Source organism: Actinocrinis sp., assembly GCF_035938995.1.
GTDB lineage: Bacteria > Actinomycetota > Actinomycetes > Streptomycetales > Catenulisporaceae > DASZGI01.
The window spans coordinates 1-25,650 of sequence record NZ_DASZGI010000359.1 but is presented as its reverse complement, the minus strand read 5'-3'; the positions used below and the strand labels follow the sequence as shown (position 1 = coordinate 25,650).

At 70.4% G+C, this 25,650-nt stretch carries 15 protein-coding genes; 8 read left to right on the top strand and 7 right to left on the bottom strand.

The annotated features are described in order from the left end of the window. Nucleotides 1-51 precede the first annotated feature (51 nt). Both VGZ32_RS25150 and VGZ32_RS25145 read left to right on the top strand, forming a co-directional pair. Nucleotides 52-507, top strand: a complete 456-nt coding sequence (locus tag VGZ32_RS25150; protein WP_326888669.1) for a MarR family winged helix-turn-helix transcriptional regulator — start codon at nt 52-54, stop codon at nt 505-507. Nucleotides 508-810: 303 nt separating this feature from the next. Next, on the top strand, nt 811-1,104 hold the full coding sequence (locus VGZ32_RS25145) for a hypothetical protein (protein WP_326888668.1): 294 nt from the start codon (nt 811-813) through the stop codon (nt 1,102-1,104). Between the two features lie 736 nt (nt 1,105-1,840). Here VGZ32_RS25145 and VGZ32_RS25140 read toward each other — a convergent pair. The 6 genes from VGZ32_RS25140 to VGZ32_RS25115 all read right to left on the bottom strand — a co-directional run bounded on the left by VGZ32_RS25140 (nt 1,841) and on the right by VGZ32_RS25115 (nt 16,334). After that, nucleotides 1,841-3,139 (bottom strand): hypothetical protein, encoded by a 1,299-nt coding sequence (locus VGZ32_RS25140; protein ID WP_326888667.1) that lies wholly within the window; start codon nt 3,137-3,139, stop codon nt 1,841-1,843. Between the two features lie 343 nt (nt 3,140-3,482). Beyond that, entirely contained in the window at nt 3,483-3,938 is a 456-nt protein-coding gene (locus VGZ32_RS25135; protein ID WP_326888666.1) for an STAS domain-containing protein, read from the bottom strand. A 146-nt stretch (nt 3,939-4,084) separates the two neighbouring features. Then, the gene (locus VGZ32_RS25130) at nt 4,085-4,390 is read right to left on the bottom strand and encodes a hypothetical protein (RefSeq protein WP_326888665.1); all 306 of its coding nucleotides are present in this window, start codon (nt 4,388-4,390) and stop codon (nt 4,085-4,087) included. Nucleotides 4,391-4,717: 327 nt separating this feature from the next. Beyond that, nucleotides 4,718-7,441, bottom strand: a complete 2,724-nt coding sequence (locus VGZ32_RS25125) for a helix-turn-helix transcriptional regulator (RefSeq protein WP_326888664.1) — start codon at nt 7,439-7,441, stop codon at nt 4,718-4,720. A 575-nt stretch (nt 7,442-8,016) separates the two neighbouring features. After that, nucleotides 8,017-8,760, bottom strand: a complete 744-nt coding sequence (locus tag VGZ32_RS25120) for a thioesterase II family protein (protein ID WP_326888663.1) — start codon at nt 8,758-8,760, stop codon at nt 8,017-8,019. Nucleotides 8,761-8,894: 134 nt separating this feature from the next. After that, the gene (locus tag VGZ32_RS25115; RefSeq protein ID WP_326888662.1) at nt 8,895-16,334 is read right to left on the bottom strand and encodes an SDR family NAD(P)-dependent oxidoreductase; all 7,440 of its coding nucleotides are present in this window, start codon (nt 16,332-16,334) and stop codon (nt 8,895-8,897) included. A gap of 580 nt (nt 16,335-16,914) precedes the next feature. Between VGZ32_RS25115 and sigK the strand changes: the two genes are divergently transcribed. The 5 genes from sigK to VGZ32_RS25090 all read left to right on the top strand — a co-directional run bounded on the left by sigK (nt 16,915) and on the right by VGZ32_RS25090 (nt 20,652). Beyond that, the gene (gene sigK / locus VGZ32_RS25110; RefSeq protein ID WP_326888661.1) at nt 16,915-17,526 is read left to right on the top strand and encodes an ECF RNA polymerase sigma factor SigK; all 612 of its coding nucleotides are present in this window, start codon (nt 16,915-16,917) and stop codon (nt 17,524-17,526) included. Beyond that, nucleotides 17,523-18,266, top strand: coding sequence for an anti-sigma factor (locus VGZ32_RS25105; RefSeq protein WP_326888660.1), 744 nt, complete (start codon nt 17,523-17,525; stop codon nt 18,264-18,266). Before sigK ends, VGZ32_RS25105 begins: the two co-directional genes overlap by 4 nt. 220 nt (nt 18,267-18,486) lie before the next feature. Next, entirely contained in the window at nt 18,487-18,801 is a 315-nt protein-coding gene (locus tag VGZ32_RS25100; protein ID WP_326888659.1) for a hypothetical protein, read from the top strand. A 73-nt stretch (nt 18,802-18,874) separates the two neighbouring features. After that, a complete protein-coding gene (locus VGZ32_RS25095; protein WP_326888658.1) occupies nt 18,875-20,263 on the top strand; it encodes a DUF4331 domain-containing protein in 1,389 nt (462 codons plus the stop codon). 83 nt (nt 20,264-20,346) lie between these two features. After that, on the top strand, nt 20,347-20,652 hold the full coding sequence (locus tag VGZ32_RS25090) for a hypothetical protein (protein ID WP_326888657.1): 306 nt from the start codon (nt 20,347-20,349) through the stop codon (nt 20,650-20,652). Nucleotides 20,653-20,896: 244 nt separating this feature from the next. Here VGZ32_RS25090 and VGZ32_RS25085 read toward each other — a convergent pair whose 3' ends face one another. Next, the gene (locus tag VGZ32_RS25085; protein ID WP_326888656.1) at nt 20,897-21,481 is read right to left on the bottom strand and encodes an RICIN domain-containing protein; all 585 of its coding nucleotides are present in this window, start codon (nt 21,479-21,481) and stop codon (nt 20,897-20,899) included. 341 nt (nt 21,482-21,822) lie between these two features. Here VGZ32_RS25085 and VGZ32_RS25080 point away from each other — a divergent pair, with 341 nt between their 5' ends. Further along, nucleotides 21,823-25,200, top strand: coding sequence for a BTAD domain-containing putative transcriptional regulator (locus VGZ32_RS25080; protein WP_326888655.1), 3,378 nt, complete (start codon nt 21,823-21,825; stop codon nt 25,198-25,200). Nucleotides 25,201-25,650: the final 450 nt, after the last annotated feature.

Sequence of the window (25,650 nt, the reverse complement as noted above, 5' to 3'; positions counted from 1 at the left end):
CGCCGGAAGGCAACTCCCGTATTTTGCTGCGCGAGCAAATAAGCTAGGCCAATGCCCGAGGAACTGACCCCCCTGGACGCCATCGAGGAACCGACCTGGCGCGCCCTCGCCCGCTTCTTTGTTGCGGCGCCGCGGCTTCTGGATGAGGACCTGCAGCGCGGCGCGCACGTGTCGCTCAGTGCCTACAGCATTCTCCTGCACCTATCCGAGGCCCCCGGCCGGGCACTGCGGATGACCGAGTTGGCCAACCGCGCTTACCTGTCAGGGAGCCGAACCACCCGGCTGGTCAACGAACTCATCGCCGACCAGTTGGTGACCAAGGAGCGCAACGCCACAGACGGCCGCGGCTTCGACGTGGCCCTGACGGAAGAGGGCCTGGCAGCGCTACAGCGGGCCTACCCGGTTCACCTGCGCAGCGTCCGCACCCGCGTACTCGACCACGTCGACCGGGCCACCCTGCCCTGCTTCTCCAGAGCGGTGATTGCCATCGCCGAGTCGCTTGAATAAGCCCTGAGCCACGGCGCGGCTTCAACGCCGAAAATCTGTGTGGGCCATGGTTCGTCCCGGGAGAGTCAGGTGCCGTGAACTGTGGCCATCCGACTCGGTGTAGACCTCTCAGCGCGGCAGCGGTGTGTGCGGCATGCTGTGCAGATGACCGTGGAATCAGAACATAGTCCCCGCCCATCAGGCATCGGGTCGCCCGCTTCGCCACCCGTGATCTCGGTGATGGTCATCGTCCCAGACGCGACCGCAGCGGTCGCCTGGTACACAACCGCCCTCGGCGCCACCGAACTCTGAAACCTGGACGGCGTGGCCGGCCTGGAGATCAACGGCGCCCCGTTCTTCCTGCACGAAGTCAATCCGAACAACCCCACAGAGACCAGTCCCGGCCGAGCAGGCGTTACAAGCACCCGCATCGAGGTGTTCACCGACGACCCCGACGACTTCATCCAGCGCGCCGTCACTGCTGGCGCGACTGCGGGAGCGAGCATCGAGGACCACCGCGTGCCCTGGGGCGTACACCGACAGGGAGGCTTTACGGACCCCTTCGGTCACACCCGGTCAGTCGGCGACAGATCACCCCTGCAACGATATCCACGCTGATCAGACCACGTACCGAACTGCACGGTGATCGTGTTCGAGGTGTCGGCGTCCCCCGCGTTCCACCCCTGAGTGAGGTCCTGGAACTCGAAGATGCTCGAGTCGCCCGTGAAACCAGACGGTCCCCCCGTTCCGAACCCTGAACCGTTGAACGCGATCGTCTGGTTTTGAGCTGTCGAGATGGAACCCGGACTCCACGAGGTGATCGCCGGGCGCGTCGCCGCGTACGCGACCGTCGCACCGGTGGCGACGAAAAGGCCCGCGGCCAACGCGGTGGTGCCTAAGGCCAGGGCCCTGGTTCGCAGCCTGGTGCCAGTCGGCGGGCGGGGTGACTCCGTCAGCAGCAGTGCGGCGCCGACCGTTCGGCCCATGCGCTGCCGCTTCCGCTCGCGCGCCATCGCCGCGGCGCTGTCCAACGCCCGGCCATGCAAGCGAGGTCCGCGACCGTCCACCGCACCAGACCTCAGACACCGCGTCAGGCCTTGACACTCAGCGAAGATGGAAGACCTGAGCCGTCAGGGACATCTCGTGTCCGAAGCTCATCGCGCTCTCGCGCCCTCATAGGATCGTCAGGGCCGTGAGCGGGCCAACGCCCGGCAGCCGCCGCAGAACCTTGACCCGCGGTCAGCGCGCATCAGGGTACGCAGCCGCACCAGCGCGATGCGCTGGCGCAGGTAACACTTGCCAGCCCGCCGCCTGAGTGTAGGCGGCGGGCCGGCTGGGCTGACTCGCTGCGGGTTTACAGCGCGTGGAAGTAGATCTGCCCGGTCCTGCCGACGGTGTCCTGGACGACATTGTCCGCGTACGACTGGAAGCAGACCCCGACGTTGCTCATCGCCAGCTCCCCGGTGGACTCGGTGATCGGCGCGCCGGTCCAGGTCACGCTGACCAGCGTGGTCGTCCCGGTGAGCAGATCGCGGACGTAGGAGTTGAAGTACGGCGGGGAGCCCGGGACGATGTTGGTCGAGCCGGTGTCGAACGCCACGTAGCGGCCGTTGGGGCTGATGGAGCCCTCGTAGGTGGCGTAGTCGCCCGGCTTGCCGTCGGCGCCGACGCTGACCAGCGTGGTGGTGTTCTTGACGCGGTCGCGAACGTAGAGCTGGGCGTTCGTGTTCGTGGTCTGGCCGACGAAGGTCACGTACCGGGCGTCCGCGCTCATTGCCATGTCGACGCCGTCGCCGGTGCTGCCGCCCGCGTCGAACTGCTGGCCTGAGTTGGTGACGCTGACCCGTTGCACGGCGCCGGTTGTCATGTCCTTGACGAACACGTCCATCGCGTTGTTGGTGTCGCCCGCGACGAGGTTGTCTGCCTGCGACTCGAAGGCCACGTAGCGCCCGTCGGCGCTGACCACCGGGGTCTGGCTGTTGCCGTCGCCCAGCACGCCGGCGGCGCTCTTGCTGACCACGGTCAGGCTGCCGGTGTGCCGGTCGAGCAGGTACACGTTGGCGTAGCCGCTGCTGGCGCCGGGGACGAGGTTGGTCGCGTCGGAGGTGTATGCGACGTAGCGGGCGTCCGGCGAGATCGACGCCCAGTAGCTGCTGCCGTTGGACTGTTGGCCGGTGGCGCTGACGCTGAGTCGGGTCGTGGTACGCGTCTGGCGGTCGCGCAGGAACACGTCGGTCAGGCCGTTGGTGTCGCCCGGCACGAGGTTGGGGGCGAAGGAGTCGAAGACCACGTAGCGGCCGTCGGCCGAGATCCGCGGCCGTGCGCTGGGGTACTGCGCCTGGGTGCCGTCGGTGGCGACGCTGACCCGCTCGGTCGCGCCGGTCAGCTGATCGCGCACGAAGACGTCCTCGGTGAAGTTCGTCTGGTTCGGGACCAGGTTGTCGGCGCTGGAGCTGAACCCGACGTACCGGCCGTCGGCGGTGACCCAGGGCGCTTCGCTCACCGCGTTGCCGGCCACGCCTGCGCTACTTGAGCTGATCCGGGTGGTGCCTCCCGCTGCCCGGGCTGGCGACGCGGCGGCTATCGTGCCGCCTGCGGCCATGAGCAGGGCGGTTCCGGCGGCGGTGAGGCGCCGTGCCCGCGTCCTAAGCATAGAAGTATCCTTCGATCGCCCGATGATGGCTCGTATATACCAGCCCGCTCGGCCGATCGGGAAGTGTCTTGGGAAGGTGTTTAACTAACTTCGAGCGCGCGGCGTCCGGCCTCGAACTCGGCGGCCCGCGCCGGAGCCGCGAGGCGGGGGCGTCCGCGCGACGTACGAAAGCACGACCGCCTCAGCAGCATCCTGTACGGATACGAACACGTCACCTGACCTGCACGGGCGACAGCTTCGGCAAGCGCAGGGTCAAGCCTTGGGCGATCAGCACGCAGATCGCACGAACGTCATCGTCTGCGCGGCGAAGATCCGTCGCGACGTGCCGCGCAGTGCCGCCGACTCACCCGGGTCCGGCCCCGTGCTGGGGTGCGGCACGTCGATAGCGGAATCTCATGGAGCGTGGTGGCCGTTCAGGTACCGTCCGGAGCGCCTCGTCGAGGGTTCCGTACACCGAGAGCTGCCGGATCAGGGCTGTGATCCGCAGGATGTTGAGGGCGGGTTCCTCGGCGCAGACGACCGTGAACCGGCCGTCGGCCTGGGTTCTGGCGTGTTTGTATGCGCTCACCAAGGCGCCGAGTGCGGCGGCCGCGATGAACGACACCTCCGTCAGATCGACGATCAAGCGCTGACAGCGGGCGCGGATCTGATCGCGGATCGCGGCGCCCAGGAGTGGCGCGGTGGACGCGTCGATCTCGCCGGCCACCGCGATGATCGTGTGCCCGCTGTCTTCCCGGACCGTGAGCCAAATGGCCGTATCCGGCGCGATGCCGGGTACGGCCCCGGCATGGTCGTTCACGATTGCCTCGTTTCGGTTGCCGCGCAGACATGCTCCGCCGACGCGGGAAAGCGCTCGGCGACGGCGTGGAACTCGAGGCCCCGATCTGCCACACCGTTGTCGTTCACTGCGCGAGCCTCGGTTCCCGGGTCATTGTCGGCCAGCGTCTAACGCTGGAGCAGCGTGATCCTGATGGTCGCCGGAGGCGTGGTGCCCGGAGTCCCAGTGATCTGATATTTGCGGGCCCCGTCGAGGAACAGCACCGAGCCACACGGCAGCCCCTCCAATTCGGAGAGGTCGAGAGCGGTGCCGTAAATCGCGAAGACCACCGCGGTCTCGGCCGACAGTCTTCCCCCGTGCGCGGTCGCGATCGGGATGCCCGGGAGCGAAATCACCTCGGATGGCCGCATCGCCGCGGCTGCCGCCGGGGTGACCGGCTCGCCGAGGTACATCCAGCCTCTGTAGGTCCTCACGCCTGTAAGCGGCATCGCCAACGGCTGGGGTGCAGTCGCCTGGGACGGACTGGGGTAGTTGTCCGCACCTGGCTCGGCCATGTGGGCCTGAGCGCAGCCGGGCCGGTCATCGTCAATCACGTCTCACCACCCGCGGGAAGCCTGCCCGGACGCTACGGAACGAGGCGGCGGCATGTGCCGTCACGCGCCAAACTACGAGTGCACGGGGGGTGCCGGAAACCGGCTGGACCCTTGCTTGCTCCGCGTGGAGCGAGGGTGCGATAGGGGTCTACCCTTGCCACCCAGCCGAGGAGGCCGACGGCTGCGGGAACGACCGCACCACAGCGGTCACGAAATACCGGCGTGAGCCTTGATCAGCTCGATGCGTGAGCGCACGCCCAGCTTGCGATAAATCCGGGACAACGTGCTTTCCACGGTCTTGATGCTGATCGACAAGGCCGCGGCGACGTCACGATTGGTCGCACCGTCAATCACCATCGCGCTCACCCGCGCCTCCACCGGGGTGAGCGACTCCTCGCCACCCGACTGGCGCGGTGCCTCAACCCTGGCGAGTTCGGCGTCGACCACCTCCAGCCACGGCGCCGCCCCGGACAGGACGCAGATCCGGCGTGCTTCGGCCAGCAACGCCTGCGCGGCACCACGGCGCCGACAGCGGCGCTCCACTCCGGCGAGTGCCACAAGCGGCCGCACGACTTCCACCGGCGAGCGCCCGCGCTGCCGCACGACCAAGCGCTCAAGTTGCTCCACCGCCGCGTCCAGTCGCCCATCGGCGGCAAGCACCAGTGCCTCGACCCGGGTGAGCTCGGCCAGAATCACGGTATCCGCCCGCGCTTCGGCCGCAGCCCGCCCCTCCTCGACCACCGCGCGCGCCCCTTCGGCATCCCCGGCCAGCAGCAGCGCCTCGGCCAGATCCGACGCCCACGGGTACCAGAGCCAGCCGGGTGTGCCGCACGACAGCGTCAGTTCCCGAGCTTGGCGCAGCGCCTCGACCGCGCCCGCGACATCGCCGAGGAACAGCAGCGCCGAGCCGAGCAGGTGGCTGTTCGCGATGCTTGCGTGCAGGTCTGCCGCGCGTTGCGCGCACTCCAGGCCGCGGGCCGCGAGATCCCGCGCCCGCTCGGCGCTGCCGCCGACCAGCTCGGCCCGGGCGAGCGAGCTCAGTCTGCTGCCGAGGTTCGCCTCGTCGTCCTCCTCGGCCAATTCCGCGAGCCTGCGGGCGAACTCGAGCGCCACCGCGTAGTCGCCGGAGCCGATTTCCACGACCAGCGCGCAGTCCAGCGCGAGACAGATCTCGGACAGCCCGCCCTCCTCCTCGGCCAGCCGCACCGCCTCGCGGCTGGCGACGCGGGCCTCGGCGAAGCGCTGCTCTCTCGTCAGATGCTGGGCGTGCATCCGGTGGATCTGCCACCCGGTGGGGCCGGGCAGCTGCAGCGCGCGTGCCAGCGTCGCCGGGTACTCGTCGTCGCCGAGCACCTCCTGCGCCGCCAGGAGCGCCTCCAGCGACCTGACCAGTGCATTGGGGTCGGCCGCGAACTCGGCGGCGGCCACGGCGCGCCGCGCCTCGCCCAGCGCCACGTCGAACCGCCCGACCGCGAGATGGCGCCACGCCGAGTGATACGCGGCGGCGGCTTCGAGCGCCGGATCGCCCGCGGCGTCCGCGATCGCCGCGTCCGCCAGCTCGCCGGCCTGGCCGATCGCCCGCCCGGTCAATTCGAGCAGCACGATCCGCGCCCGCGCGCGGGTTGGGCGCGGCACGTCCATCGCCAGCACAGCCTGCGCGATCTGACGGCTCTCGTCGTGCAGGTAGGCAGCGTAGAAATGCCATGCGGCCGCCAGCAACCGCTCGGCCTTGGCGGCCGTGTCCGCGCGCGGGGTGCGCTCGGCCGAGAGCCGGGCCAACTCCGCGGCCATGCCCGCCGCACCTCGGCGCCTGGCCACCCCGGCTGCGGCGATCAGCGTCGCCGCCAGCGCCTCGTCCTCCACCACCGAGGCCAAGGCCAGATGCCGGGCATGTTCCACCGGCTCGCCGATCGCACCGGCCAGCCTGGCGTGCGCGCCCATCCGCTCGACCAGCGAGGCCTCGCCGTACACCACGGCCTGCATCAGCGGATGGCTGAACACCACCGAACCGTCGCCGTGCAGCTGCGCGACCCCCGCCTGTTCGGCCGACGTCAGACCCGCGACCACATCGACACAGCCCGCCTGCGCCAAAAGCGTCACTGTGGGCCGGGCCGCCGCGCTCGCCACCAGCAGGGTGCTGCGAACCGGCTCGGGCAAGACCGCCAACCGCTCGCACATCAGCTCACGCAGTTCCTTCGGTACCGGCAGCGGCTCCCCGACCGACGGCCGCACCCGACGGCGCGCCAACGCAGAGGCGATCTCCAGCGCGAACAAGGGATTGCCCTGCGTGACCCGGCAGATCTCCACCGCCACCGTGCGCGAGAGCGCCGCCCCACCTCGACTCGACAGCAGCGGCACCAGGGCTTCGTCGGCCAGCGGACCGACTGCCACCTGGAGCGCCCCGGCCGGCAGCAACGGCAGAAACCGCGCCACCTCCCCCGGCTCGCCCCGCGCGGCCGCCACCACACGCAATCCGGGACCCGGCAGGCGGCGGGCCAGGAACGCGAGAACCTCGGCGCTGGACGGATCAACCCACTGCACGTCGTCGACCACGACGACCGACGGATCGCGCGCGGCCAGATCCCGCAACACGTGCAGCACACCCAGGCGCACGGCCAACGGATCGGGCTGCACGTCCGTGACCTCCCCGCGCAGCAAAGCGGCGTCGAGCGCGCGCCTTGGCACCGGAGGCAGTCCGTCGAACGCCGTCGGAGGCAGGGGTGAAAGCAGATCGATCAACACGACGAACGGCAACCGCGCATCAGCCTGCGCCGGGCTGCTGTACAGGACCCGTGCGCCCGTTTCCCGGACCCACTCGACGATCCCGCCCAGCACCGTGGACTTCCCGATCCCCGCGGGACCCGACAACAACACGCTGCGGCCGCCGCTCAGAGCATCCCGAACGGACTTCTGAATCGCGTCCCGGCTCACCGGGCCTCCTCAGCCCCGCACTGCGTGCACTGTCGCGAAGACGCACGTATCGGGAGTATGTGATTCACTGAAACGCCCGTGTGGATGGGAACGCCGACGTCGCAAAGGCCTGCCAATTGGTGCAGCGACGGCCACTTCTGCCTCCGCATGGACCACACCGCCGACGAAATCTCGAAGTCGCGAACGCGGTCAAAGCCCAGTCCTCAAGAGGATCAGGTACACCGTGCTCCGATACAACGGATAGTAGCCCACCGCCGGAACACGCGGCAGCACAAGCCGGCAGCGGGTGAGGTGCCAATCCCACCCTGGGTATACACGAACACGAACACGGACGAGCTCACCGGTGAAGTACACCACGCCTTGAGCACCGGCCCCACCGTCCCGGCATTTTGCCGCCCGCTGATGCGCTGGCGGGGTGGGCGGTTGACGGCCCCGCGTGCAGGTGCGGGGCCGCGCGGCCCGGTGGGGCGCCGTGTGGGGGCGGTGAGGAAAGCGGCTGCCTGTTTTCGTTGAACAGGTGAATGAATAGGTGAACAGGGTCGACGTGGATGTCCGGGTCCGGTCCCGTCCCGCAGTCACCGCCGGCAGGCGACGCTGGCGCTCACGGTCAGAAGGTCGCTGGCAAAGCGGTTGGCGAGGCCGCGTGCGTGTTCCGACGGGTACGTGTGGCCGCCACGGAAGGTGTGGAGGGGTTTCGGTCGCGTTGTCAGGTCGCTCCAAGCGCTCACGGTTCTGGCTGGGGCTACCTTGTCGGCGTCGCCCGCGTAGAGCGCCGTCGGAATTTCCAGCGGTCGATCGTGGTGATGGTGGTACTGGAGGGCGAGTAAGAGGTCTGCGAGTACGGGCGTGTACGCGGCCACGAGGAACGGGATGTTCGCGAACACCTCGTCGGGGATGGGGCCGAGGAAGTCGGCTGCGGCGCTTCTTGCGTTGATGAGGAGCGGCGCTATCGCTTCGAGCAGGTCGGGCCGGTGGGGGGCTGGAAACGCAGACACGCCGAGCAGGTCCGGGGGCGTGGCCGAGGCTTGAGTGAGGCAGCGGGTGGTCTCGTAGGCGAGAAGCGCTCCGACGCTGTGACCGAAGATGGCGTACGGGCGCCCGTCATGGTCATCGGCGATAAGGTCGGCGATCTGTTGGCAGAGCTGGTGCGGGTCGGTGGGGCAGGGTTGTCCGGCCGCGGTTCCGCGTCCAGGCAGCTGGATCGCGGTCAGGTCGATCGTCGCGGGCAGGTGTTCGGCCCAGCGGGCGTAGAACTCAGGGCCGGATCCGGCTGGGGATAGGCCGTATATCCGCGCGCGAGCGTCGGGCCTTTCGGTCATCGCGATCAGGCTCGGTCGCGCCGCCCTGTGCGTGGTGCTCGGTTCGTGCATGAAGGGATTTCTCCGGCTGCTTGCTGGGGTTGTCGTTCGGGCTGTCATTCGGGGTTGTCATTCGGGGTTGTCATTCGGGGTTGTCACTCGGCGGTGGTCAGGCGCTTGGCCACGCGTGCGGCGAGGTCCGTGAGGCTGGCGGCGCTGGTCAGCTCCACGACGGGCAGGGCGCAGTTGAGGTCTGCCCGGATGGCCGTCGCAAGCTCGAGGGACATGAGCGAGTCGACGCCGAGCTGGTCGAGCCGGCGCGTGTGGTCGAGCCGGTCGGCGCTGGTTTGCAGCACCGCGGCGAGCAGGGTCGCGATCCTTTCTTCGACGAGCCGGCGTGCTTGGTCGAAGTCGCCTTGTGCCAGTTGGGCCTGGAGGGCTTGGGCCGCTTCGGTGTCTTCGCGTCGGCTCAGCAAGTGGCTGGTGCGGGGTGCGTCGAGGGCGGGCATCGCGCGGTGCAGCCCGTCCCAGTCGAAACGGCCGACCGCCGCCGAGGCCAGGGCGGGACGTTGGATGAGGCGGTCGAGCTCGATGAGGGCGTCCGTGCTCGAGAGGTCGCCGAGTCCGTAGGCGCGCATCTCGTCGACACGGCCGGTGCGCTGTACGAATCCTGTGTCCGTGACCGCTCCCCATTGGACCGCCAGTCCGGAGAGGCCGTGGCGGCGCCGGTCGCGGACGATGGCCTCCATCGCGAGGTTTCCCGCGACGTAAGCGGATTGGCGGATGTTGCCCGCGGCGGCGGCCACCGAGCTGTAGACGATGAAGAAGTCGAGGTCGCGGTCGCGGGTGAGGTTGTCGAGCGCGGCCGCCGCGCTGGTTTTCGGCGTGAGCACCACGGCGAGCCGGTCGTCGTCGAGGTCGAGAAGCGGCCCGTCGTCAAGCACCATGGCCGCGTGCACGACACCGGCCAGGCGCCGTCCGGTCGCGTCGAGGCGCGCGAGTATGGCCGCGAGCGCTTCAGGATCGGCGACGTCGGCGACGTCGGCTACCGCGTCCACGCCCTCGCACTCCAGCTCCGAGAGCAGTGCGTTCGCCTCCGGGGTGGTGGCGCCGCGTCGGCTTGCGAGGACGAGGTGCCGCGCGCCCCGGCTAGCGAGGTGCCGGGCGGTTGCCGCACCGAAGCCTCCGAGGCCGCCGGTGATCAGGTATGCCGCCTCATGGTCCAGGCCGAGCGCGGTGGGAGCGGGCGCGACCTTGGGCGCATCGTCGTAAGTCACGACGACCTTGCCTACGTGGCGGGAGTGTTTGAGCGTCGTGAATGCCTCGTGGATGCGCTCGGCGGGGAAGCGGCGGTGCGGAAGCGGCCGGTACTGCCCCGTCGCGATCGCCCGGTTCAGGGCGGCGAAGTGGTCCGCGGCGAGCGGCGAGTCTTGCTCGAACAACGGCGTGACGTCGACTCCGTAGAAGGTGAGGTTGCGCAGGAACGGTGCGAGCGGCATGGGGCTGTCACGCACGAAGTCGCGCTTGCCCAGTTCGAGGAACCGGCCGAACGGTTTGAGCACTTCGACGCCCCGCACGAGGGCTTCGCCCGCCAGGGAGTTGAGCACGACGTCCACCCCCTGATCGTCGGTGAGGTCGCGCACCTGGTCGGCGAAGCGGAGGCTGCGGGAGTCCAGGACGTCGGCGACTCCGAGCATCGAGATCAGCTCGCGTTTCGCCGGTGTGCCAGCGGTGGCGATGACGGTGGCGCCGACCATCCGGGCGTGCTGGATCGCGGCGAGTCCGACCCCGCCGGCAGCGCCGTGCACCAGCACGGTTTCGCCTTCGCTCAGTCGCGCCAGGTGGCCGAGGGCGTGATGGACCGTGATGAACGCGACCGGCATGGTGGCTGCTTCGGCGAAGCTCATCTCGCGCGGGATCGGGATGATCCGGTCGGCGCGTATCAGAGCGTGCGAGCCGAAGCACCCGCTGCCGCTGTCGCTGTCCGCGATCGCTGCCACGCGGTCACCCACGGCCGCGGTGGTCACGCCGGGGCCGACGGCCACGACGGTGCCCGCGCACTCGAGACCGAGCCTGAGATCTCCCGACTGCCGCCCGAAAGCCGACGGCGGGATGGTGCCGGTGACAAGCATGATGTCGCGGTAGTTCAGCGCCGCCGCGGCGACCTTGACGACGAGTCGTCCCGGTCCCGGTGCCGGGATCGGCCGCTGCTGCCACGTCAGGCGGTAGTTCAGGCCCGGGTTGACGACGGCGAGGGAGTATGAATCCGGCTCGGCCGCGGTCGCCGCGGGAACGCCGGGATCGAAGCGCGTGGCGAATCTGCCGGTCGCGGTGAGCAGTACCTCGTCCTCGTCGGGAATCGTCGACAGCTCGCGGGCCAGGCGCTTTGCCAGGCGCAGCGCACCGGCCTCGTCGGGCGTGGCCAGGCAGGCGATTCGGCGGACGCGCGTAGCGGGGTGCTCGTTCGCGAACGTGCGAGCCGCGCCCCAGATCGCCGCGGCCCCGGTGGACGGCGGCAGGTCGGGAGCTGCCTGGCCGGGCGTGATCAGCCACAGGCGCGGCGCAGCGAGGGCATCGTCCTGCCCGGCTTGCGCCCTGGCGAGCGCGCGCAGCGCGCCGATGTGGCGCACGGCGAGATCCGGCGGGACGGCAAGAGGCCACGGCGCCTCCGCGTCACAGACCAACACGATGTCGGTCGGCTGCACGGATGCGAGGGCCTGTTGCCAGCAGTCTTCGTCGTGGGCCAAGGGGATTTCCGCCATCCGGTGCCCACGGCCGAACGCAATCGCGGCCGCGACGAGGGCTGGACTCGCGGACTTCGCGCCGTCGGTCAGATCGGCTATCAGCCAGCTGCGGTCCGCGAGGTCGTGATCGGGTTCGCGGTGTTCGCCGCGGTGCGCGCGCGAGGCGAGGATCACCGAGTTGTCGCTGTGGGCCGGCCGCGCCGACAGGCCGGACTGGGCTACCGCGTCGAACCCGCATTGCTGCAGGAGTCCGGGCCACTGATCGTAGGTCAGGAGCGGTCCGACGGGGCGCAGATTCGGGTCGTTGTTGGCCCAGAACGTGTCGAGCAGTCCGAAGACCGGGGCGAGCGCTTGAAGGCTGTGGCTCTCGACCGCCAGAAGATGGCCGCCGTCCGCGAGCAGATCCGAGGCGCGGCGCAGCGTCTGGGCCAGGTCGCTGGTGGCGTGCAGGACGTTGGCCGCGATGACGAGGTCGAATGCGTCTTCGTGGAAGCCCTGTTCCTCGAGCGGCTGTTCGAGGTCGAGCACCTTGAAGTTGAGGAACGCGACGTCGCTGAATCGCTGCTGGGCCTGCGGGAAGAAGCCTGCGGAGACGTCGGTGAAGGTATAACGCGTGCGTGCGTGCGGCAGGCGGGACACGAGCGCGGCGGTCGTCGCGCCGGTTCCAGCGCCGAGTTCGAGGACGCGAAGCGGCCGGTCTGCGGGCCACCTCGCGGCGATGTCGGCGATCAGGCTCGCGGCGACGCGGCTGTGGTACGCGAGGATCGCCGCCGAGTCGTAGAACCGGGCAGCAAGTGCGTCAGCCTCGGAGAAGAGCAGCTGGAGCGGGTCTGCCTGTCCGCACAGCACCTCAGCGAGGTGACGGCCGCACATCGCGTAGGTGATGGCGGTGGTCGCGTCGGCGGGGAAGTCGGCGATCACGCGGGCGAACAGCTGCTCCGGGCACGGGGTGCGCGTCACGCGCCACCGGTGCTCGCCGGTACGGCCGAGGATGCCGTGACCCTCGGCCTGCTCCATCAGAACCCGTATCAGCCGGACGTGCTTGGCATCGACGCCGGCGCTGATCAGGTCCCCGAGATCGAAGCCCTCGGTGCTCGGGACGGGCACGAGCTGCGCGATCGCGGCGGCGGTGAAGTGCGCCGACATCTCGAGAATGCGGTCGCGCGAGACGTCGTACTCCTCGCGATCCCAGTCCGCGGCGAGCTGTTCGAGGCGCGTGCGGCAGGACTCGAAGATCTGGTGCGGATCCGGCAGGGGTGAAGGCTCGCAGCGTTCGTCGGGCAGCGGCGCCGCGTGCAATGCCTCGGAGAGCAGCTCGGGTCGCGGTCTGCGGCCTGCCTCGAAACGGCGAAGCCGGCAGCCTTCGAGTTCGACGGCCACCGCGCCGTCCGCGTCGCAGATCACGATGTCCCAGACGGCCTCGCTGGCGTCGATGCGGCTCGCGGTGACGTGGATCACGCCTTCGCGTGGTACCGGGTGCCAGTATCGGACCGCTTCGACCTCGGCGGGCAGGAACGGGCATTCCGGGTCGGCCAGCGCGCCCAGCAGCGGCATTCCGGCCTGCAGGGCTCCGTCGATCAGGGTCGGATGGGCGAGGTAGCCGGGCTCGGCGGGCACCGTCGCGCGGTAGCGGGCCAGGACCTGGTCTCCGCCGCGCCGTAGTGACGCGAGGGGGCGGAACGCCGGGCCGTAGTCCAAGCCGGCCCGGGCGCACGCCCGGTAGTGCTCCTCGGCCTCCACGTCGGACTCTGCGCGGCCTTCGAGTGCTGCGGGGTCGATCGCCGGCGGCTGCTCGCGCGCGAGGCGCCGGACTCTGCCGCGGGCGTGCTCGGTCCACGCGCCGTCGGCGCCGGTCCGGCTCGCGATCGTGGCCATGTTGTCAGGGCTGAGGGTCACCGACACGGTGATCTGCTCGTCTTCGTCGGCGCTCGGGAGGGTGAGCGCGCGCTCGATGGAGAGGCCGCGAACCTCCACCGGCGATCCATCGAACACCTCGTCTCCAGCGCCCAGCAGCGCGTCGATGTACCCGGCCGCAGGCCACACCACGGCGCCTGAGACCTTGTGGTCGCGCATCCAGGCCAGCTTGTCGAGGTCGACCTCCAGCGACCAGGCCGGCTCGGCCACCGCCTGCCGGATGCCGAGCAGCGGATGCCTCTGCGGTGCAAGGGCGCCGCGTTCGCTCGTCCACCACTCCGGTCGCCCGTTCCAGTGCTCCTCACGCTGCCAGGGGTAAGCCGGGAGATCCACGACGTGTCCGGGGGCGGGGAAAACCACCGTCCAGTCGATGTCCGCGCCCGCAGCCGCCAGGCGCATCCACGCGTCGTCGAGGGCTTCCGAGTCGGCGCGTCGACGCGAGAGTGTTCCGACAACCGCGGTGGTCTCTCCTTCGCTCACGGCTTGGTGCAGATACCGGGCGAGCGCCGGGTGCGGCCCTACCTCCAGCAGCACGCCGCAGCCGGACTCGTCCTGAGTGAGTGCGGCGATGGCGGCGGAGAACCGCACAGGTTCGCGGATGTTGCGCCACCAGTACGCAGCGTCCAACTCCTGCCCGTCGATCGCGGCACCCGAGACTGTGGAGTACATCGGCAGCTTCGAGGCGCCCGGGTGAAGACCGTGCAGGGCTTCCAGCAGCGGCTCGTGGATCTTGTCCATGGAGGGGCCGTGGAACGCGTAGTCCAAGCCGAGGTCGCGGGCGAATACGCCTTCGCTCTCCATGGCGGCGCACATCTCAGAGATCGCTTGGGAATCGCCTGCGACCGTGACGTCCGCGTCGCTGTTCACTCCGGCGACCACCAGCTTGTCGGCATAGCGTTCTTCGATCAGCTTGACCATGTCGTGCTCGGGCATGCCGATCGCGGCCATCCGCCCGGCTCCGGCGGTCTCGCCCTGCGCCCGGCTGCGCTCGCTGATGACGTGGCAGGCCTGTGCCCGATCGAGGATGCCGGCGCAGTACGCCGCGGCGACCTCGCCGACGCTGTGGCCCACGACCGCCGCCGGGCGGATCCCGCGTGCGGCGAGTGACGCAGTCAGCCCCGCTTGGACGGCGAACAGCAGCGGCTGGGCGACTTCGGTCAGCGCCCACCTGTCGGGTTCGGGCTGGGCCAGTTCCTCGCGCACCGACCAGCCCAGGCGCGCGGACAGTTCGGCATCGACGGCCGCGACCTCCGCGGCGAACGCGTCGTCGCGCTCCAAAAGCTCCGCGCCCATGCCGGCCCACTGGGTTCCGTTGCCGCTGAACACGAACGCTATGCGGCCGTTGGCGGCAGCGCGGCCGGTCGCCGCGCCCGGCGCCCCGTGCTGCGCGGCGGCGGACAGCACGTCCACGGCTTCGGCGGGATCGGCTGCCAGCAGCGCGAGGCGGTGTTCGTGGAGAGTCCGCCGACGGCACGCCGTGTACGCGGCGTCGTAGAACTCCTCGGCGCCCGCCATGTCGCGGAAGTGCCCGGCCCAGGTCGCGGCGGCCTCGGCCAGCGCCTGCGGCGACCGGGCGGAGAGCACGACGGGCAAGCGTGCACCGGCCGACGGGCCGCGATCGCCGGTGTCGGCGTGCTCGGGCGGCTGGGCCAACACGACATGGGCGTTGGCCCCGCCGAAGCCGAAGGAGTTGACCCCCACCACCAGGCGTTCGCTCTCAGGCAGATCATGCGCCGCCACCGCCGGCCTCAAGCCGAGACCGGCGAAATCGATCGACGGGTTCAGCGGCGCGGAATGCAGCGTGGCCGGCACACGTCGGTGACGCAAGACGACAAGGGCCTTGGCGAGCCCGGCGAGCCCGGCCGCCGCCTCCATGTGTCCCAGGTTCGACTTCACCGACCCGATGGAAAGCGGCTCCCCGCCCCGCTTGGCGCCAAGGACCCGTCCCAACGCCTGGCACTCGATCGGATCGCCGGCCTGGGTGCCGGTGCCGTGCGCCTCCACATAGCTGACCTGGTCCGGGGCGATGCCCGCATCGGCGTACACGCGCTCCAGGAGCGCACCCTGTGCATCGGCGCTGGGCAGCGACAACCCGGCCGTGCGCCCGTCCGCGTTCACGCCGCTGGCCAAGATCACCGCGTGGACCCGATCTCCATCCGCGAGCGCCGCTGAAAGCGGCTTGAGCACCACCACCCCGGCGCCTTCAGCGCGCACGTACCCGTCGGCCGCCTCGGAGAACGGATGGCAGCGCCCGCTCGGGGAGAGCATCGACGCCTGCGAGAACCCGATGAACCCCGACGGGCTCAGCAACACATTTACCCCGCCCGCCAATGCGACGCCGCTGTGTCCTGCGCGCAGCGCCTCACACGCCTGATGCACGGCGCTCAATGACGAGGAGCATGCCGTGTCCACCGCGTTCGACGGACCATGCAGGTCGAGCACATACGAGATCCGGTTGGCCGCGTTGCACGCGGCCGAGCCCGCCATGGTGTACGCGTTGTACGAGCGCAACTCCCGGGCCTGGAGGTCCGCGTAGTCGTGTCCGGATATGCCGATCACGACGGCGGTGTCGCCCCCGGCGAGCGACTCAAGGGCGATCCCCGCATCGTCGAGGGCGTCCACGGCGCACTCGAGCACGAGCCGTTGCTGCGGGTCCATCCGGCTGGCCTCTTTCGGGGAGATGCCGAAGAACCCCGCGTCGAACCCTGCGACATCGTCGAGGAACCCGCCGCGGTCGGCATACGACTTGCCCGGCCGCCGACCGGGCGCGACGTACGCCGACGCGTCGAACCGCGCTTCCGGCACCGGACCGACCATGTCGCTCCCGCCGTCGAGCTCCCACCAGAGCTCGGACAGGGAACTGATACCGCCCGGAAGACGAAGGCCGACGCCGACCACGGCGATCGGATCGCACTCGACAGAATGTTGCCTGGTCACACGTACTCCTTGCACGCTCAGATGTCGCTGATCTCGGTACCGACACGCGGTAGGCCTCCCAACCTTGTCGCTCGGCGAGCCGGCTGATGGCTCATCAGTTCAATGATTGCCCGGTACAACACGCAGTCTTGCCCACCTGCGATCAGCGCATTGATGAGGTCCTGAATGCTGCTCGTGTTCGCAGTTTTCGGCGTGTCGGGTGGGGGTGTTCGGGCGTGTCGGCGGGGTGGATCCGCGGTTCGACTATGAACGCGGAAGCATCAATGGTGTCTGATTCACCCGGTGCGGAAGTGCGCCACCGATGCCTCCGCGTGCGGCGATAGCCCGATCTCTCGAGCCGTTGCTGGAGGAGTTGCGGCCCTGTTTCACCGCCCCGACGCACCGCACCTTCACCGGCCTTGCGGTCGGCCTGATCGCGGCGCGGCGCCTCGGCCCTCGCAACGATCGCCGCCTGGCAGATACCGACGAGGAGGCTGGGCTCGTACTGGAAAGTGCGCGTCCTGGTGGTACGGTGCCGTCGGATCGAGGTCGTCGCGCCAGGGGGCGGGCAAATGCCACGGCGAGTTGCAAGGCGCGTCCGGTGACCGAGCAGCGCGGGTCACGGCGGGAGGCCGTCGCGCCGCCCGTCGGCGAAAAGGCGCCGCCGGGCGGGCTCGAGGTCTGGCTCGGCCGCGTCGGCTCGGGTGACCTCGAGGCGTTCGACCGGGTCTACGGCGCGGTGGCCGCGATGGTGTTCGGAATCGCCGCACGGGTGCTGCAAGATACGGCCCTCGCGGAGGAGGTGGCGCAGGAGGCCATGGTCGAGGTGTGGCGCAGCGCCGGCCGTTTCGATCCCGCTCGCGGCTCGGCGCGGGCATGGGTGTCGACGATCGCGCATCGCCGGGCCGTGGACCGGGTGCGCTCGGAGCGGGCGACCCAGGAGCGGGAGAAGAAGGCGGCCGCGCACGCGTCGGACGGCGGCGCGTTCGACCAGGTGGCCGAGAGCGTCGCGGCGCGGCTGGAGCAGCAGCAGGTCCGGCACTGCCTCGACGGTCTGACCGAACTCCAGCGCGAGTCGGTGACGTTGGCCTACTACGGCGGGTACACCTATCCGCAGGTCGCCGACGCGCTCGGGGTCCCGCTGGGCACCGTCAAGACCCGGCTGCGCGACGCGCTGGCCAAACTGCGCGACTGCCTGGGAGTCGGACGGTGAGCGCGGCCGAGCCGGAGACCCACGCCCTCATCGGCGCATACGCCTGCGACGCGCTGGATCCGGCCGCGCGCGCGGCGTTCGAACAGCACCTGCTGGAATGCCCGACCTGCCGGCTCGAGGTCGACGAACTGCGCGAGGTCACCGCCGCGCTGGCCGAGGCGTTCGCCGTCGAGCCGCCCGACGGTCTGCGCGCCGCGGTCGACGCCGAGATCGCGGTCACCCGCCAGCTGCCTTCGGTCGTGACCCCGATCACCGTTCCCCGCGGCCGGCGGCCGCTGGCCCGCGCCGCATGGGCGGGCTGGGCGGCAGCGGCGGTACTCGCGGGGGTGGTGGCGGTTCTCTCCGTGGTGGACTCGGGGCAGCAGGGCAGGATTAACACCATCAGCGCTCAGGCCTCGTCGCTGGCCTCCCTGCTGTCGCAGCCGGATGTGCGCAGCAGCGTCGGGCGCGTGGACACCGGCGGCCTCGCGACGGTGGTGGCGTCCCGGGACCGCGACGAGGCGGCGATCATCCTAAGCGGGCTGGCCGCGCCGCCCGCGGGCAAGGTTTATCAGGTCTGGATCATAGGCCCCGAGGGGACCCGGTCGGGCGGGCTTGTGCCGCCCGGCGCGGGCGGCTCGTCGCCGATCTTCGCACCGGGACTCGGCGACGCGCGGACCGTAGCGCTCACCGTGGAGCCGGCGCGTGGCTCGGCGCAGCCCACCACGACTCCTGTTCTGATGCTGGCGATCCCGGGCTGATCTGCGCACTTCCACCGACTGCATTGCGTCCGCCTGATCTAGCCGCAAGGCAGTTCGACGAATTGGGCGAGACACCAATCCGCGCGGCCCCGGGCTCCGAATAACTGTCGTGGGCCGGGAGCGCCGCGGCACCGTGCGCGAACCCTGCGAATCAGTGGCACGTGGGCTCAGCCGGGAGTTCGATCACGCATGTACGCATCCGCATAAGGAGCAAGCAGCGATGGACAACGACACCTCCGAGGCGCGCAGCGTCTCGCGCCGCGGACTGGTGAAAGCAGCGGCCGGAGCCGCCGCGGTCGGGGCGGGTGCGGTCGCCGTGGCGCGCATTCCCGCCGCGACCGGCCACGGGACGGCTCCGGCGGCGCATGACGCGGCCGCCGCGACGTCCCAGCGCGCCGACACCCTGCCGAAGCAGGACTGGGCGGTTTACGTGCGTGACGCCGACAGCGGGGACCTGGACGTTTTCGTCGGCACGCAGCACTTCGCCGTGCACGACAGCGACCTGGTCGCCCGCCTGGTCGCCGCCGCCAAGTGACTGGGTCCCGCCACCGCGCCGCGTCAGCGCCCGCTCCCGCACTCCATATACGACCCCTGCGAGGTTAGGCACGATGTCCTCTCACCGCGAAGCCCCCGAGATCTCCAAGGACCCGGTGGCCGACAGCACCGACGTCTACGCGTTCGTCAGCCCGAACCGGCCCGACACGGTCACCGTGATCGCGAACTACCTGCCGCTGCAGGGCCCGGCGGGCGGCCCGAACTTCTACGAGTTCGGCGACGACGTGCTCTACGAGATCCACATCGACAACGACGGCGACGCCCAGCCCGACGTCACGTACCAGTTCCGCTTCACCTCCACGATCGCGAACCCGAACACGTTCCTGTACAACACCGGGCCGATCGAGTCCCTCGACAGCGCGAACTGGAACCGGCGCCAGACCTACACCGTCACGCGGGTGGACGCGCGGGGACGCGACACGGAACTCGGCGATTCCCTGGCCTGCCCGCCGTGCAACATCGGGCCGCTGTCCACGCCCGACTACCCCGCACTCGCCTCCGCCGCCGTCCACGACCTCGGCAACGGGCGGCGGGTGTTCGCCGGGCAGCGCGCCGAGGGTTTCTACGTCGACCTCGGGGCCGTCTTCGACCTCGCCGACCTGCGGCCCTTCGCCAACCTGCACGCCACCTTCGGGCTGCCCGGCGTCGCCAAGGGGCCGGGAGTCAACGCCACCGCGCAGGTGAACGTGCACACCATCGCCCTCCAGGTCCCGATCAGCGAGCTGACCCGCGACGGCTGGCACGGCGGCTCGGTCGACGACCCGCGCGCGGTGATCGGCGTGTGGACCACCGCGAGCCGCAGGAAGGTCGCCGTGCGCGAAAGGGACCCCGGCGAGACCGTCGACATGGGGCCGTTCGTCCAGGTCTCCAGGCTCGGGAATCCGCTGTTCAACGAGGTCCTGGTGCCGATGGCGGACAAGGACCGGTGGAACGCGCTGCCGCCGTCCGACGACAAGCTCTTCGCCGGGCGCGTCGCGCACCCGGAGCTCGCCGCGCTCCTGCCGGGGCTCTACCCCGGCGTGTTCCCGAACCTCGACGCCCTCAACAAGGCGGGGACCGCGCGCGCCGACCTGCTCGCGGTTCTGCTCACCGGGATCCCCTCCGGAATCATCCCCGGCTTCCAGAACAACACCGGCTCCATCCAAGCCGACCTGCTGCGACTGAACACCGCCGTCCCCCCGGCCGCCGCTCCGAACCCCCTCGGCCTGCTGGGCGGCGACCTGGCCGGATTCCCGAACGGGCGCCGGGTCGCGGACGATGTCGTCACCGTCGAGTTGCGTGCGATCGCCGGCGCCACGTTCGCCCTGGTGGACAAGACCTTCACCCCGGACGCGGCCGTCGGCGTGGTCACCGACGGCCTGACCGCCGCCGACGTCCCCTCGGGCTTCCTGAGTTCGTTCCCGTATCTCGGCGTGCCCTACAGCGGATACGACACCCCGTAGCCCGCCGCAACACACAAGAGCGCGATCGCGGGAGCGCCGGAGGGGTGCGCCCCCGCGATCGTGCGAGGGATCGGAGATCTTTGATGCACCAGCACGCGTACGGGCCGTCCTCGGCCGGAAGTGTCGTCCTGCGTCTCGGCGGGGACGTCGGGGCTCTGATCATCGAGGCCGGCCCCGACCGCCTGGGCGCCGAGATCGAGATCAGCCCCGCGGACGGCGGCGCGCGCACCCACTCCATGGTGCGCGAACGACTCGTCGATCCCCACCCCTGCTACCACGCCGTCTATCCGGACCTGTCCGCCGGGCGCTACCACGTGTGGCAGAACGCTGATTCCGTCGCCGCGGAGGTCGAGGTACTCGGTGGCCAAATCACCTGGCACGCCTTATAACTCGGGTGGGTGGCGCATGAGCCTGGGCTGGTCGGCCCTCCGGGTCGCTGTCAGGTCTCTGCGGCCAACTGTGCCAGGTTCGCCAGCGACCGGCGGATGACGTCGGTCTGAGTCTCCAGTTGGTGCGCCTCGGCCACCGGGATCTCCACGTGCACCGCGATCTCGGTCGGCCGAGTCTCCGAACGGAACCACCCCGCCGAGGGTTCGGTCTCGGCGGGGCGGTTCTGTCAGCGCGGTAGATCGGTCAGGACGTCTGGGTGAGGTAGAAGTTCTGGTTGATCTGGTTGTTGGGGTACCAGAGGTCGATGTTGGCCCCGGCGCTGACGCTGACCCCGGCCACGTCGAGTTCCAGGCCGGTGTCGTAGTTGGAGTAGCTCCACGAGATGATGATGCCGAACACGTCGTAGTTCGGGGTGTTGTTGAAGATCTGGCCGTACGCGTAGGGCGAGCAGGGCTCCTGGAAGAGCTCGTCGCCCGGGACGCCGTCGGTGTCCAGGCACATCCCGCTGCGCTTGTTGCGCAGCAGGAAGCCGAGGTACTGGCCGGTGTTCTCGTCGGTGACGCCGTCGAAGTACCACTTCTGCTCGTCACCGCCGGTGTTGTACCACTGGATGACCCGGTGGCCCGCGTCGTATGAGGCGTCGGCGACGGACACCGGCATCACGGAGTTGGACGCGGCGATCCAGTACGGCGTGGTGCCGTAGGAGACGTTGAGCACGTCGGTGGTGGCGATCGCGCTGGCGGTGCCGGCGGTGGTGGCCACGGTCGCGGCGGCGGCGACGGTGGCGAGTATGGCCGCTGTGATGCGGCGGGCGGCGCGGTTCTTCACGGGTTCCCTCTCCGAGGTCGAACATACGGATGGTGAGGCGGATCCGGCAGGTCGCCGGTCTTTCGCATCGGTTCGACGGTAGGTTCGGGGCGGTTCAATGATCTGTATCACCGCTACACCGCGAACAGGCAGGTCAGACCGCGGGGAGGCAAGAAGCGGCAACTACGGCGGACCCGGTGTTGCCACCGGCCTCTTCAGGCGGAGTTTCGAACAAACGCGTGCAATGGGACGTCTTCGCCGCCACAATCGTGTCAGGCGGCCGGGGCCTTCCTGGGAAGGCGGGTCAGGGGTGGCGCCCGTGCGACCGCGGGCGCCGTGGACGTGATCCGGGGGATCTTGAGATGCAAGACACTCAGGGTGCTGTGCTGCGCCGCTTGCGCATCGGCGCCGGGCTGAACCAGCGCGACCTGGCCGTCCGGGCGGGGATCAGTGTTCGCACGCTGCGGTACCTCGAGGCCGGTGGGACCGGTCGTCCGCGCGCCACGTCGCTGCGCCGACTCGCCGGCGCACTGGACCTGCCGGTCGACGAGCTCAGCGTGCTGCTGGACCGGACGGCCGAACAGTTCGGCGGCGAAGACGTTTCGGAAGGACCCGACATCGCGCTCACGCTCGTGCCCGCGCGTGTGCGCGTCGACGTACTCGGTCCGCTGGCCGTGCACCATGGCGCCATCTCGGTCGAGGTGACGTCGACCATGCAGCACAGCCTGCTCGGACTGCTCGCCGTACAGCCCGGACAGACCGTGAGCGTGGAGGAGATCGTCGATCTGCTGTGGCCGGACGATCCGCCGCGCTCGTGCTCGCAACTCGTGCACACCTACATCGGCCGTCTGCGGCGGCTGCTCGAACCGGATTGCCCGGCGAGTGCGCCTGCGCGCGTGCTTCGCCGCGTGCCCGGCGGGTATCGGCTCGACCTGGCACCGGGGCAGTGCGACCTGTCCGAGTTCACCGCCCTGGTGCGCGAGGCCGCGGCGGCGTGGTCGAGCGGGGCGGCGCCCGCCGCCGTCCGGCTGCACCGGGACGCCTGGTCCCGCTCGCGCGGTCCGATCCTGGTCGGCGCCGAACCGCGGCTGCGCTCCCACCCGGCCGCGATCGCGGCGACACAGCGGCGCGTGACGGCGGTGGCGCAGTGGGCCGACGCCGCGCTGAGCATCGCGCAGTACGACGACATCATCGGCGCGCTGCGCACCGTGCACGCCGAGGAGCCGCTGCACGAGGGGATCGCGGCACGGCTGATGCTCGCGCTGGCCGGCGGCGGGGAGCAGGCCGCGGCGCTCCGGCTGTTCCGCGACGTGACGAAGCGGCTTGATACGCAGCTGGGCGTCTCGCCGGGCGCCGAGCTGCGGGCCGCGCAGCTGCGTGTCCTGCGGGGTCAGATGCCGGCCGCGCGAAACGCCGAGGCACGCGCTGCCACGCCTGCACCAACGTCGGCGCAGTCAGAACCCGAACACTCTGCGCCTCCGACACCGTCCCAATTGCCCACGGACGTGGTCGGCTTCACCGGCCGTGAGACGTATCTGCACGCGCTCGACGAGCTGGCACATACCCGCGTCGCCGTCATCGCCGGCATGGGCGGAGTCGGCAAGACCGCGCTGGCGGTGCACTGGGCACATCGCACCCGCAGCCGTTATCCCGACGGGCAGCTCTATGTCAACCTACGCGGATACGGGGCAGGGGAGCCGCTGCGGCCGCTTGAGGCACTGTCAGGGTTCCTGCTCGCCCTCGGCGTCCCGGCGGCGCAGATCCCTGACGACGAGGCGCGGGCCGCCGCCCTCTTCCGCAGCCGGCTCTCCGGCAAGCGCGTGCTCGTGCTGTTGGACAACGCCGCCGATGCCGGACAGGTCCGCCCGCTGCTGCCCGCCGAACCCGCCTCGATGACCGTGGTCACCAGCCGCGAGCGGATGACCGGGCTGATCGCGCGCGACGGGGCGAGCCTGATCGCGCTCGGCGTCCTCTCCTCGGCCGAAGCGAACGCCCTGCTCGGCGAGATGCTCGGTGCGGACCGTGTCGCCGCCGAGTCCGCCGCCGCGGCCGACCTGGCGCGCCTGTGCGCCTGGCTGCCGCTGGCGCTGCGCATCGCCGCCGCCAACCTCGCGGGTCGGCCCCGGCACCGTATCGCCGCGCACGCGGCCCGGCTGGCCAGCGGGGATCGGCTCGCCGGTCTCGCCGTCGACGGCGACCCCGCGACGGCGGTCCGGACAGTCTTCGCCATGTCCTGCGACGCGCTGCCCGCGGCGGAGCGGCGCCTGTTCCGCCTCCTCGGCCTCGTGCCGGGGCCGGATCTGGCCGCGCCGGCCGCCGCCGCGCTCGCCGACGTGCCCACCGCCCATGCCGAGCGGCTGCTGAACCGGCTCGCGGAGCATCACCTGCTCGACGAACACCTCCCCGGCCGCTACTCGATGCACGACCTGCTGCGCCTGCTGGCGGCCGAACTCGCCGACGCCGAGGAGGACGAAGCGGGTCGCGCCGAGGCGACCGGGCGCTTGACAGCCCACTACTACGCGGCGGTCTCGGCGGCGGCCGAAGACCTGTACCCTCACCTGCTCCATCTGCCCGAGGCCGAGACCCCACCCGGGGCGGAGCGGCAGGACGCCTCACCGGTCTTCGACAGCGGCGAGAGCGCGCTCGGCTGGCTCGACGCCGAGCGCGCCAACCTCGGCGCACTGATTGCGTGGCTCGCCAACCGCGGCCGCCACCGCGACGCGTGGCGCCTCGCGAACCGGTTCAACGGCTACTTCGTCCTGCGACGCCGCACGGCGGACTGGCGCGTCGTCGCGCAGGTCGCGCACCGCGCCGCGCTGGCCGAGGGCGACCTGACCGCCGAGGCCGCCGCCGAGCTGCACCTCGGCATGGTCGAGGAACTCGGCCCCGAAACCGACGTGTGGCAGGCGGCCCGGCACTACACCCGCGCGGCTGAACTGGCGGAACGGGCCGGGTGGACCGAGTGCCAGGCCGTCGCGGTCAACAACCTCGCCGGCTCGTCGTGGATCGCCGCCCGCATCGACGAGACCATCGGCTATCTGACCGAGGCACTCACGCTGAACCGCAAGAGCGGACGGCAGGCCGGGGAGGCGGTCACCCTCGCGAACCTCGGCGTCGCGAAACTGGAACGGGCGCGCGAGGACGAGTACGAATATCACCGACCGCGCGGCGGCGACACCGAAACCGACCTCCCCGATACTCCCCCGCTCGGCATACCCCATGAGTGCGTGCGCGAACAAAGCCGGTCCGAAGCCCTCGAACTGCTCACCGAGGCGCTGCGTCTGCACCGCGAGGTCGACGACCGGCGCAACGAGGCGGACACCATGCGGCAGCTGGCCGAGGCGCACCGCGACCACGGCGACTGTCATCGTGCGCTGACCTTGGCCAACCATGCCCTCCAGGTCGCCCGCGGCACCCGGGACGTGCGCATGGAGGCGAACGCGCTCAGCACGCTCGCGACCGTGCACGCCCGGCTCGGCTCGGCGCAGGAAGCCCACGAGCACCACGCCTCGGCACTCCTACTCACCGAGCATGTCGGCGCGCCGCGGCATCGTGCCCAGATCCTGCGCGACCTCGTAGACAGCCATGCGCGGCTGGGCGAACCCGACGACGCACGGCTGCGCCTGAACGAGATGCTCGCCTTGGCCCGCGAGCTCGGGTCACGCCTCATCGAACGCCAGGCGCAGCGCCTCGCGCAAACGATCCCCTCTGGGTCCGCGTACTGTCCGCCGCAGCCTTGATGCCGTTGCTGTGTGGCGCAAGGTCGCTCGTGTGTGCTGAGCAGCTGCGTGGTCGGTGCGGACGTCAGTGATCAGAATCGGCGTCCGACGCGGCGAGGAAACGCGTCCTGTCGGCGATCGCCCGCTCGATCTGGCCGGTCGCGCGGCCTTGACATCTCAATTGGACTAGACCACTCTCACCAGAGTATGCGATGCATCGGCGAGGCATCGAGTACGCGGATCACAGCCCCCGCGACGCTCCACGCGTTCGATGGGTCCGGCGCCGCGCTGCCTGCCGAGAAATCCCACCCGCATGCGGCGAAGTCCTCCGGCGTCTCTGTGGTCGTGCACCTCCATCAGGGCTCTACACCGCGCCATGCCATGAAGCGAGGGACTCACCGGATGAGACTGACCAAGGATTCACTGATTCGCACCGTTCGGCGCCGCGCCGTGGCCGTGCTCGGAGCCGTC

Bases quoted from the DNA above. Each gene is read 5' to 3' on its own strand.
- VGZ32_RS25150 (WP_326888669.1), top strand. From the start codon at position 52: ATGCCCGAGGAACTGACCCCCCTGGACGCCATCGAGGAACCGACCTGG.
- VGZ32_RS25140 (WP_326888667.1), bottom strand. From the start codon at position 3,139: ATGCTTAGGACGCGGGCACGGCGCCTCACCGCCGCCGGAACCGCCCTG.
- VGZ32_RS25120 (WP_326888663.1), bottom strand. From the start codon at position 8,760: ATGACCGAAAGGCCCGACGCTCGCGCGCGGATATACGGCCTATCCCCA.
- VGZ32_RS25100 (WP_326888659.1), top strand. From the start codon at position 18,487: ATGGACAACGACACCTCCGAGGCGCGCAGCGTCTCGCGCCGCGGACTG.
- VGZ32_RS25095 (WP_326888658.1), top strand. From the start codon at position 18,875: ATGTCCTCTCACCGCGAAGCCCCCGAGATCTCCAAGGACCCGGTGGCC.
- VGZ32_RS25090 (WP_326888657.1), top strand. From the start codon at position 20,347: ATGCACCAGCACGCGTACGGGCCGTCCTCGGCCGGAAGTGTCGTCCTG.
- VGZ32_RS25080 (WP_326888655.1), top strand. From the start codon at position 21,823: ATGCAAGACACTCAGGGTGCTGTGCTGCGCCGCTTGCGCATCGGCGCC.